The organism is Methylorubrum zatmanii (assembly GCF_014845115.1).
Classification (GTDB): domain Bacteria; phylum Pseudomonadota; class Alphaproteobacteria; order Rhizobiales; family Beijerinckiaceae; genus Methylobacterium; species Methylobacterium zatmanii.
The window spans coordinates 1-5,870 of sequence record NZ_NKUI01000257.1; the positions used below are offsets into that span (position 1 = coordinate 1).

The following is a 5,870-nucleotide window of genomic DNA, read 5'->3' on the forward strand; positions in this document are numbered from 1 at the left end:
AGCGGCTCGCCGAAGCCGGCCAGCGCCCGGATCACCTCCATCGCCATCAGCGAGCCCATCACGCCGGCCAGTGCCCCGAGCACGCCGGCTTCGGCGCAGGGGGCGACGCTGCCCGGCGGCGGCGGGTTCGGGAACAGGCAGCGATAGGTCGGGTTCGGCTCTCCGCCGGGCCCGGTCTCGTGGGCGCGGATGGTGGTGAGCGACCCGTCGAAGGCCCCGAGCGCCGCCGTCACCAGCGGCTTGCGGGCGACGAAGCAGGCATCCGAGACGGCGTAGCGCGTCGAGAAATTGTCGGAGCCGTCGGCGACGAGGTCGTAGCCTTCGAACAGGGCCGGCGCGGTCTCGGGCGTCAGCCGGAAGGGATGCGTCTCGACGCGCACATGCGGGTTGAGCCGGGCGACGGCCTCCGCCGCGCTCTCGACCTTCGGGCGGCCGACATCCGGCGTGCCGTGAATCACCTGCCGCTGCAGGTTCGAGAGCGAGACCGTATCGTCGTCGACGATGCCGAGGGTGCCGATGCCGGCGGCGGCGAGATACTGGATCAGGGGCGCGCCGAGCCCGCCCGCGCCGATCACGAGGACCCGCCCCGCCTTCAGCCGCGCCTGCCCGGGGCCGCCGATCTCCCGCAGGACGAGGTGGCGGGCATAGCGTTCGATTTCGTCGGACGAGAGGGCCATGCCGGCCATGTAAGCGCAGCGGGCGGCGAGCGGAAGCGGCGTTGCGCTCGGGGGAGGGGATGGCCTAGGGCTGAAGGCCTATCGCAGACGCGCTCTTCCCGTCCTCCGCCTCATCCTGAGGTGCCGGAGCGCAGCGCAGGCCTCGAAGGATGAGGTGGCGGGAGGGGGAGAGGCGAGCCACCATCGGTGCCGCCCTTGTCCGATCTCACACCCCTCGCCCTTGCACAGGCCCTGATCCGCTGCCCCTCCGTCACCCCGGAGGAGGGAGGGGCTCTGTCCTTCCTGGCGGAGGTGCTCGCCCGCGCCGGCTTCCGCATCGAGCGCCCGGTTTTTTCGCAGGACGGCACGCCGGACATCGAGAATCTCTACGCCCGGATCGGCGGCGGCGGCCCGGTGCTGCTGCTGGCCGGCCATACCGACGTGGTGCCGCCGGGCGAGGTTGGGGCCTGGACGCATGGCCCGTTCTCCGGCGAGGTGGCCGGCGGCTTCCTCTACGGCCGGGGTGCGGTGGACATGAAGGGCGGCATCGCCTGCATGCTCGCGGCGACCCTGGCCTTCCTCGACCGGAAGGGCCCCGATTTCGGCGGCTCCCTCGCCTTCCTCATCACCGGGGACGAGGAGGGGCCGGCGATCAACGGCACCGTCAAGCTGCTCGATTGGGCCAAGCGGCGCGGCGAGCGCTTCGACCATTGCCTGCTCGGCGAGCCGACCAACCCGGATGCCCTCGGCGACATGATCAAGATCGGCCGGCGCGGTTCGCTCACCGGCCGCCTGACCGTGCACGGGCGCCAGGGCCATGTCGCCTATCCGCACCGGGCCGAGAACCCGATCCCCGGCCTGCTGCGCCTCGCCTCGGCGCTGATCGCCGAACCGCTCGACGGCGGCACCGCGCATTTCGACGCCTCGAATCTCGAATTCACGACGATCGATGTCGGCAACCCCGCCACCAACGTGATCCCGGCCTCGGCCAAGGCCGTGTTCAACGTGCGCTTCAACGACGACTGGACCGCCGAAACCCTCGGCGCGGAAATCCGGAGGCGCCTGGAGGCGGCGGCCGGCAACGCGGTGCGCTTCAGCCTCGACCTCCAGCCCTCGAACTCACCGGCCTTCCTGACCCGGCCCGATGCCTTCGTCGACCTGGTGGCGGACGCGATCGAGGCCGAGACCGGCCGGCGGCCGGTGCTCTCCACCACGGGCGGCACCTCGGATGCGCGCTTCATCAAGGATGCCTGCCCGGTGATCGAGTTCGGCCTCGTCGGGCAGACCATGCACGAGACCGACGAGCGGGTGGCGGTCACCGATCTGGAGCGGCTGACCGCGATCTATGGCCGGGTGCTGGAGACCTATTTCTCTACCTGATGACCGCCCTGTCGGTCCGTGTGCCGCGTTGGCTTTGCGTCACGCCTTGACCGGCAGCGCTGCTTGCGGAGGGCCAGCTCGATTCAAGCCGCTCTGAGCCCTCGGCAGAACCACGCTTTTCGCCCCCGGCCCCGGCACAAGATGCGATACCCGTTGCTGCGAAACCGACGGCTTTTCGAGCCGAGACGATCCCCGACCGCGATGTAAATCTGTCGAAGGCGTTGGACATGCGGATCGTCGAGACGCAATTGAATACTTCTCTTGACCAGAGCTGCCGTTACGGCGCGATCTGCCACATCGGCAGGGATCAATCCCGTGCCCAGCATGACGCGGCCGACTTCCACGAGAAGAGCATCGTTCTCGGGCCCCGTCCCACCGGCTAGGCGTTCAAGATCGAAGAGCGTACGGATCCCGTACGGCCACAACTTAACGATCTTGTCGCGACCCACAGAGCAGCAAAGTTGAGCTTGCGCCACCCAGTCCATAATCTGATAAACGCCAAACGGCGTCTCGACAAAAAGCATCAAAGGATTTGCCGCAGCCAGATTTTGCGTTGAGTGAATATGGCGATCGTCGAGCCGAGCGCGGATATCACTATCGATTCCATCTATTATTTCTATTGGCGTAATTTTAAATGCTTTGAATATGTCATTTTCTTCTTGTTTGAAGTTTTTCAATTGGTCTCGCTGCACAATGAACCTGAGCGCAACATCAGGCATGATACCGGCAACGAAGCAGAGAGTGAGAACCGTGACCGCACCAGCGGAAACGGTGTTCGAACCGGCGATATTCGACGCGCCGCCGGCGATTGCATTCACGGAGGTTTGAAGGACCGCACCGCCGACTTCGAACAGCGCAACAGCAAGGATAAAGCCGAGCACTTGTGCCGTGAGAATTTTGATCGCCTCCGAAACGATGGTCCCAGGACTCAGATCGAAATTTTTGATGGCTCGGTGGAGATTGCGCAGGGCCATAATATAGCTACCTGCGAAAGCCGCACAGATACTGAGAATATAGACCATACCTGAACTACGCGTCTCAGGATATAAAATATCAGGCCAGAGCGAAGCATTGAATGCACCTTTGCCAGATGCTATGAGCAAGACATACAGCACCATAGAGGCGCCATAGAACATCGACACGCCAACCACGGCACTGAACGATACGCATCCGATCAGCCACGAGAGTGTCGAGTAATCCTCACGTTTCCTGCTGTTGCCCGCCGCGCTCATCGCCCGGCGCGCCGCCTCGCTCCCTGCAACCTCTGGATCATTGCTTCTCCTGCCGCCGACGAAGTACTTGTACTTCACGAACTCGAACGACGGGATAAGATGCAAAGCATTTTTTGCATCGACATCAAACACATCAGCAAGATCGGTAATAATCTCCTGTCTCTGTCGCTTCACCGATTCGCGAATAGCGACAAAAATAACCGGCGACAGCACTGACAAGACTGTCAGAATATATATCAAGAACTTGACTTGAGAATCCATCGCCGCCCCCAACAATATTTACGCGGAGAATCCAGGCGATGCCAAATTAGGCAGATTTTCCAGATTATACAAACCTCAAGTTGTCAAATCGGAAGGATTATCTCGTCTGACCGTAATCCACCCCCACGAAGGTCAGCCCGCAGGCCGGCGCCAGCGGGCCGCAGCGGTGCTTGGCCCTGGTGGCCAGGATCTCGGCCACGTCGTCGGCGGAGAGGCGCTTGCAGCCGGCGAGCATCAGCGTGCCGGCCATGGCGCGGACCTGATGGTGCAGGAAGGAGCGGGCCGAGGTCGCGATCACGATCTCCTCGAACAGGCCCATCCGCTGGCGGGTGACATCGAGCTGCTCCAGGGTCCGCACCGGGCTCTTGGCCTGGCATTCCGCGGCGCGGAAGGCAGAGAAGTCGTGGCGGCCGAGCAGCCGTTGGGCGGCGGCCTGCATCAGATCGGCGTCGAGCGGCCAGGGCACGTGCCAGACATGGGCACGGGTGAGCGCGGCGGGGCTGCGCCGGTTGAGGATGCGGTAGCGGTAATGCCGCCGGATCGCCGAGTGGCGCGCGTCGAAATCCGGCCCCACCACCTCGGCGGAGAGGATCGAGACCGGCTGCGGCCGCAGATGCGCGTTGAGCGCGTCGCGCACGGTGTCGGTGCGCCACGCCTTGGCGAGGTCGAGATGCGCGACCTGATGGATGGCGTGGACGCCGGCATCGGTCCTCCCGGCACAGGTCAGCCGCGCTGCCTCGCCGGAGAAGCGGGTCACGGCGGTTTCGATGGCGGCCTGCACGGTCGGGTCGTCGGCCTGCCGCTGCCAGCCGCAGAACGGCGCGCCGTCATATTCGATGACGAGCTTGTAGCGGGGCATCAGGCTTTCGCGCTCACCCGAGCCGCTCCCCCACGGTCAGCCGCGCCCCGCGCAGAAACTCCTCGCCGCTCGTGCTGCTGCCCTTGCCGGCCCGGCGCAGTTCCAGGAGCCGCACCGCGCCGATGCCGCAGGCGACGGTGCAGGCGGCATCGAGCAGCGTGCCCGGCGGGCCGGAGCCCTCGGCGGGCAGCGCCCGCAGCACCTTCACGCGCTCCGGCCCCTTGCCAAGCCCCTTGCCGAGATCCGCCTCGACATAAGCGCCGGGGAACGGCGACAGGCCGTTGATGTGATGCGCGACCTCCACCGCCGGCCGCGACCAGTCGATCCGGGCCTCCGCGTTGGTGATCTTGTGGGCGTAGACCACGCCCTCCTCCGCCTGGGGGCTGAAGGTCAGGCCGTCCCGCTCCAGCGCCTGAATCGCCCGCCCCATCAGGTCGGCCCCGAGGGGCATCAGGGCATCGTGCAATTCGCCCGCGGTCATGCCCTCCCGGATCGGCAGGCGCTCCTCCAGGGCGACGGGGCCGGTATCGAGCCCGGCTTCCATGCGCATCACGCCGACGCCGCTCTCGGCATCGCCCGCCATCACCGCCCGCTGGATCGGGGCGGCGCCGCGCCAGCGCGGCAGCAGGGAGCCGTGCAGGTTGAGGCAGCCGAAGCGCGGCAGGTCGAGGATCGCCTGGGGCAGCAGCAGGCCGTAGGCGACGACGACGGCGACATCGGCCCCATGCCCGGCAAAGGTCTCGGCCGCCTCCGGCGTCTTCAACGTCGAGGGCGTCAGCACCGGCAGGCCCAACGCCTCGGCACGGACATGGACCGGGGAGGGCCGCAGGGCCATGCCGCGCCCGGCCTTGGCCGGCGCGCGGGTGTAGACGGCGGCGAGGGTGTGGCCGTCGGCATGGAGCCGGGCCAGGGTGGGCACCGCGAAGTCCGGCGTCCCCATGAAGACGATGCGCATCGGATCCCGTCAGGCGGCGTCGCGCTTGGCGGCTTTCGAGAACTTCTTCATCACCCGGTCGCGCTTGAGCTTCGACAGATGATCGATGAACAGCACACCGTTGAGATGGTCGATCTCGTGCTGGAGGCAGGTGGCGAGCAGCCCGTCGGCTTCCCGCTCCACCGTCTCGCCGTCGAGGGTCATGTAGCGCACCCGCACGCGATCCGGCCGCTCCACCTCGCCGTAGAATTCGGGAATCGACAGGCAGCCCTCGTCATAGACCCGCTTCTCCTCCGAGGCCCAGACGATCTCGGGGTTGAGATAGACGGTGGGGTTCTTCGCGGTCTCGTCCTTCGAGGTGTCGATGGTGACGACCCGCTTGGGAACCCCGATCTGGATCGCGGCGAGGCCGACGCCGGGGGCGTCGTACATCGTCTCGATCATGTCGCGGGCGAGCGTCCGGATCTCGTCGGTGACCGCCTCCACAGGCTCGGAGATGAGGCGCAGCTGCGCGTCGGGCAGGATCACGAGGGGGCGGACGGTCATGG

Annotated in this window: 6 protein-coding genes; 1 reads left to right on the top strand and 5 read right to left on the bottom strand. The window is 66.3% G+C overall.

The genetic code is table 11. The features are described 5' to 3' along the window. On the bottom strand, positions 1 to 677 hold a 677-nt coding region (locus MZTS_RS22810; RefSeq protein WP_192285537.1), incomplete at its 3' end, for a HesA/MoeB/ThiF family protein. A gap of 186 nt (positions 678 to 863) precedes the next feature. Here MZTS_RS22810 and dapE point away from each other — a divergent pair. Next, positions 864 to 2,036: a succinyl-diaminopimelate desuccinylase gene (gene dapE / locus MZTS_RS22815; RefSeq protein ID WP_192285533.1), complete on the top strand. Its 1,173-nt coding sequence runs from the start codon at positions 864 to 866 to the stop codon at positions 2,034 to 2,036. A gap of 83 nt (positions 2,037 to 2,119) precedes the next feature. Here the strand turns inward: dapE and MZTS_RS22820 are convergent, their stop codons facing one another. The 4 genes from MZTS_RS22820 to MZTS_RS22835 all read right to left on the bottom strand — a co-directional run bounded on the left by MZTS_RS22820 (position 2,120) and on the right by MZTS_RS22835 (position 5,868). Then, positions 2,120 to 3,529: a hypothetical protein gene (locus tag MZTS_RS22820; protein ID WP_192285534.1), complete on the bottom strand. Its 1,410-nt coding sequence runs from the start codon at positions 3,527 to 3,529 to the stop codon at positions 2,120 to 2,122. 97 nt (positions 3,530 to 3,626) lie between these two features. After that, positions 3,627 to 4,388, bottom strand: coding sequence for a tRNA pseudouridine(38-40) synthase TruA (truA, locus tag MZTS_RS22825; RefSeq protein ID WP_192285535.1), 762 nt, complete (start codon positions 4,386 to 4,388; stop codon positions 3,627 to 3,629). A 13-nt stretch (positions 4,389 to 4,401) separates the two neighbouring features. Beyond that, positions 4,402 to 5,343, bottom strand: a complete 942-nt coding sequence (fmt, locus tag MZTS_RS22830) for a methionyl-tRNA formyltransferase (protein ID WP_192285536.1) — start codon at positions 5,341 to 5,343, stop codon at positions 4,402 to 4,404. Between the two features lie 9 nt (positions 5,344 to 5,352). After that, positions 5,353 to 5,868 carry a peptide deformylase gene (locus MZTS_RS22835; RefSeq protein WP_009864672.1) on the bottom strand — a complete coding sequence of 172 codons (516 nt, stop codon included), beginning with the start codon at positions 5,866 to 5,868 and terminating at the stop codon, positions 5,353 to 5,355. Positions 5,869 to 5,870: the final 2 nt, after the last annotated feature.

Coding starts and splice junctions, on each gene's coding strand:
- MZTS_RS22835 (WP_009864672.1), bottom strand. CDS start 5,868: ATGACCGTCCGCCCCCTCGTGATCCTGCCCGACGCGCAGCTGCGCCTC.
- fmt (WP_192285536.1), bottom strand. CDS start 5,343: ATGCGCATCGTCTTCATGGGGACGCCGGACTTCGCGGTGCCCACCCTG.
- truA (WP_192285535.1), bottom strand. CDS start 4,388: ATGCCCCGCTACAAGCTCGTCATCGAATATGACGGCGCGCCGTTCTGC.
- MZTS_RS22820 (WP_192285534.1), bottom strand. CDS start 3,529: ATGGATTCTCAAGTCAAGTTCTTGATATATATTCTGACAGTCTTGTCA.